This is a genomic window from endosymbiont of Ridgeia piscesae, from assembly GCF_001443665.1.
GTDB classification, from domain to species: Bacteria; Pseudomonadota; Gammaproteobacteria; order Chromatiales; family Chromatiaceae; genus Endoriftia; species Endoriftia persephonae.
This window is the reverse complement of the sequence record NZ_KQ557173.1, coordinates 1-3,282: the sequence shown is the minus strand read 5'-3', so window position 1 is coordinate 3,282 and position 3,282 is coordinate 1. Positions and strand designations below refer to the sequence as shown.

General features: G+C 56.8%; 7 protein-coding genes. 3 read left to right on the top strand and 4 right to left on the bottom strand.

Annotation, left to right across the window (positions count from 1 at the left end; all coding sequences use genetic code 11):
* From Ga0074115_RS15365 to Ga0074115_RS15350, 4 genes are all read right to left on the bottom strand, one after another.
* Positions 1-717 (bottom strand): FAD-dependent oxidoreductase (locus Ga0074115_RS15365; protein ID WP_232433157.1); only part of this gene is annotated, 717 nt, incomplete at its 3' end.
* The gene (gene merF, locus Ga0074115_RS15360; RefSeq protein WP_057957320.1) at positions 710-937 is read right to left on the bottom strand and encodes a mercury resistance system transport protein MerF; all 228 of its coding nucleotides are present in this window, start codon (positions 935-937) and stop codon (positions 710-712) included. The genes Ga0074115_RS15365 and merF, both read right to left, overlap by 8 nt.
* 6 nt (positions 938-943) lie before the next feature.
* On the bottom strand, positions 944-1,138 hold the full coding sequence (locus Ga0074115_RS15355) for a heavy-metal-associated domain-containing protein (RefSeq protein ID WP_057957319.1): 195 nt from the start codon (positions 1,136-1,138) through the stop codon (positions 944-946).
* 29 nt (positions 1,139-1,167) lie between these two features.
* Entirely contained in the window at positions 1,168-1,542 is a 375-nt protein-coding gene (locus tag Ga0074115_RS15350; RefSeq protein WP_057957318.1) for a mercuric transporter MerT family protein, read from the bottom strand.
* A 156-nt stretch (positions 1,543-1,698) separates the two neighbouring features.
* On the opposite strand from Ga0074115_RS15350, the gene Ga0074115_RS15345 reads away from it, so the two are divergent.
* Genes Ga0074115_RS15345 through Ga0074115_RS15335 form a run of 3 tightly spaced genes read left to right on the top strand, consistent with a single transcriptional unit; the run spans position 1,699 to position 3,154 of the window.
* Positions 1,699-2,097, top strand: coding sequence for a hypothetical protein (locus Ga0074115_RS15345; protein WP_060528702.1), 399 nt, complete (start codon positions 1,699-1,701; stop codon positions 2,095-2,097).
* Positions 2,098-2,129: 32 nt separating this feature from the next.
* Positions 2,130-2,438 carry a heavy-metal-associated domain-containing protein gene (locus Ga0074115_RS15340; RefSeq protein WP_057957316.1) on the top strand — a complete coding sequence of 103 codons (309 nt, stop codon included), beginning with the start codon at positions 2,130-2,132 and terminating at the stop codon, positions 2,436-2,438.
* Positions 2,435-3,154 carry a hypothetical protein gene (locus tag Ga0074115_RS15335; protein WP_057957315.1) on the top strand — a complete coding sequence of 240 codons (720 nt, stop codon included), beginning with the start codon at positions 2,435-2,437 and terminating at the stop codon, positions 3,152-3,154. Before Ga0074115_RS15340 ends, Ga0074115_RS15335 begins: the two co-directional genes overlap by 4 nt.
* Positions 3,155-3,282 lie beyond the last annotated feature (128 nt).

Genomic DNA, 3,282 nt, shown 5'->3' with positions numbered 1-3,282 from the left:
GAGGCCGGGTATGGCGGGAATCGCGGCGTGGGCGCCGCTGGCGATCAGGATGCGATCTGCCTTGAGTGTCAGTTCTCTACCGTTGGCTTGTGTGATGGCCAGGGTATGGGAGTCCTGAAACCGTGCCCAGCCATGGATGAGCTGGATATCCGGATGGCCCTGCAGGATGCTTTCATACTTGGCCTGGCGCAACTCAGCGACCCGCGCCTGCTGCTGGCTAACCAGCCGTTTTCTATCGATGATCGGGGTGTGGCTCTGCAGGCCATCGAACGGATTTCTGGCCTGCACCTGCGCGGTCTGGGCGGCGCGAATCATGATCTTTGAGGGCACGCAGCCCAGGTTGACGCAGGTGCCGCCGATTATTTCTCTCCCTTCGATGAGGGTCACCTTGGCCCCCTCGCCAGCTGTCTTGATGGCTGCGGCAAAGGCGCCGGATCCGCTGCCGATGATGGCGATTTGCAAGGCAGCGTCATCGCTGGTTTGCACGGCGTTGTCGTTATCCTCTTCGATCAGTGCGGCAACATAACCGGCTGTTCGAACGACATCGAGCATCTGAGAGACTGCAGTCTCCGTATCGGCTCCTATCCGTGCCAAGGTCTCATGAAAGGAGACCCTGGCCCGCACTCCGGCAAGCGCGTTCAGTGCTGCCTCGGCAGAGCGGGCGCAGTGTTCACAGGTCATGCCGGTGATGTGGAGTGTGATATGGGCTTTACTCACAACCTCTCTCCCTGCCTTTTTTTCCATCGCGTCGAGACAACGCATAGAGTGTCAGGCCAAGAAAAAACAGCAGCGCCGGGATCAGCAGATAATCGAGCCAGATGAGTAGGGCTGCCAGTCCAATGCTGCCTAACAGCACCGCCAGTAGCGGGGTGAAGCAGCAGAGTGCGGTGATGGCCGAGCCGACGATGCCGGTGGCCAATAGTGTCCGGCTCTTCATTCCGTCTTACCCGGCTTCGGTCCTGATTACTCCGGGCACCCTTTCCAAAGCCTTTCTGACGGTGATGGGACAGATACTGCACGTCATGTTTTCAACTTCGAGGATGATGGTTTGCACCTTCTCCGTGCTGGAGGCCTGGGCTGGAGTGATCACTGCGGTGATCAAACCAAGGAGCAAGGTAAATGCGATCTGGCGAAACATGGGCATGTCTCCTTTATGAGAGTGGTTCTTCAGCTCAGCAGCATGGGGCCATACCATGGGAAGGTGATCAGAGCGGCCAGACTTGCCGTCACCACCCAGAAAATGATGCGCTGATTTCTCCGCGTGGCCGGCTTGGCGCAAGGCTTGCCTACCTCGCAGGTTTCAGGCAGGAGATAGAGTTTTCTGAATGCCAGCCCTAGAAAGAGCAGGGTGATACCGATAAAGATAGGCCGGTAGGGCTCGAATGCGGTGAGGTTGCTGATCCAGGCGCCGCTTATGCCCAGCATCAGCAACACAAAGGGTCCGACAGAGCAGATTGAAGCGCCCACTGCCGCCATTGCGGCTGCGATCAGTGTCCGGTTCCTGTTTGCGCCCTGTTCCACCCTGTTTTTCTCCTCACTCATTCAACTCTGGACAGAGTATAAGCACTGTACCTAAGTACGGAGTCAACTGGCCGGTCGCGTCGATGGCTATCGCAATGAGAACTTGACCTAGAGTTAACTCCAGGTTCTAGGCTTGCTCGTGTGACGAGAGTATTGGGCGCCAAAGGGTAAAGCGATTTGAACAGAGACCACCTGGAGTCCGGACAGAGCAGGTTGAGCTGGCTGGCCTTGTTTGCAACCACCGGCACACTGGTCTGTTGCGCCCTGCCGATCATCCTGGTCACGCTGGGACTTGGGGCAACGGTGGCTGCACTGACCAGCAGCTTGCCGTTTCTGATCACCTTGAGCCAGCACAAGGCATGGGTGTTTGCATTCTCTGGTCTCATGCTGGGGCTGTCCGGATGGCTGCTTGATCGCTCCAGACACAGTTGTCCTAGCGATCCTCAACTGGGTGAACTCTGTAATAAGACCCAGCGCTGGAACCGGCGTCTCTACTGGGTTTCAGTGACCATCTGGGGCATCGGTTTTTTCGCCGCCTATTTTGCGTTGCCGCTGCGACTATGGATTGACCTTTGAACCCTATCCATCACCAACAAGAGGTACTGCTTATGAACCGGTTGATCGTACTGCTGATTGGCCTGTTGCTCGTCGTTCCACTGAGTTGGGCCGACGAACCGCAGGTGGTTGAGATTGAAGTGACAGGGATGACCTGTCCGTTCTGTGTCTATGGCACGGAGAAACAGCTGAACAAGCTCCAGGGTGTTGAATCCGCCGATGTGAGTCTGAAGAACAAGCGGGCGCGTATCGTCATGAAGCCGGGAGAATCTGCTGATCTCGAGGCGATACGCAAGGCCATCGTTGCTGCTGGCTTTACCCCGGGCGAAGCCATCCTTCAGCCAGACGGGTCTGCAAAATGATCACTAACAAGATCTTTGTGGCGGGGTTGGTGTTGACTGTTCTGATGGTCGATGTTAGCGCAATGGGTATTCGCTCATTCGTTGCGCTGCCGATAGAGGCGGGTGGCACGGTTGTGCGTTTTGTGGATGAACATAATGGTGATACCAATGCAAACAGCCTGACCAGTAACTTGGCATACGGCATCAGTGCGAAACAGACCCTGTTTCTGGGGCTGCCCTATCGTCTCTCCTCCGGTGAAGGTGATCGTCTGGGCGATCTGAGTCTCCTCTATCGTCACATCGTCTGGCAGGACGATACGATGCAAGGCACCAGCCGGCTTGGCCTGCTGGGTGGGGCGATTCTGCCGAGCGATGGCGCACGGGATGCACGTCTCCAGTTCGGAGCGGTGGCGACCTTCTACCGAAAACGTCACGAATGGGATCTGGATGCACTATGGATCGAAGGATTGGGCGATGCCAAAGATCGTGCACGCTACGACATTGCTTGGCAGTATCGTCTCAGCCCGGCGGAGCATGCCGATTGGGGCATCGGTAGTGAATGGGATCTCGACCTGGAATTGGGCGGGCGCTGGGAACAGGGTACGGAAATGGTGCACCAGGCCACAGTTGGATTGCAGTCGATCCACAAACGCTGGGTGCTGGAGGGGGCGCTGGTCAAGGGTCTGAACGGTCCAAACGATACCCGATATATTTTGAGCGCCCGGTTTCATTTCTGATGGCGTACATTCAGATCGAGCTCTTCACTGCTCCTGATTGCAGTCAATGCGGACGAGCTAAACAGCGGCTGCAGGCGATCGTTGATGGATGGACGGAGGGTGAGGTCGATCTGCGCATGGTCAACGTC

Coding starts and splice junctions, on each gene's coding strand:
- merF (WP_057957320.1), bottom strand. CDS start 937: ATGAAGAGCCGGACACTATTGGCCACCGGCATCGTCGGCTCGGCCATC.
- Ga0074115_RS15355 (WP_057957319.1), bottom strand. CDS start 1,138: ATGTTTCGCCAGATCGCATTTACCTTGCTCCTTGGTTTGATCACCGCA.
- Ga0074115_RS15350 (WP_057957318.1), bottom strand. CDS start 1,542: ATGAGTGAGGAGAAAAACAGGGTGGAACAGGGCGCAAACAGGAACCGG.
- Ga0074115_RS15340 (WP_057957316.1), top strand. CDS start 2,130: ATGAACCGGTTGATCGTACTGCTGATTGGCCTGTTGCTCGTCGTTCCA.
- Ga0074115_RS15335 (WP_057957315.1), top strand. CDS start 2,435: ATGATCACTAACAAGATCTTTGTGGCGGGGTTGGTGTTGACTGTTCTG.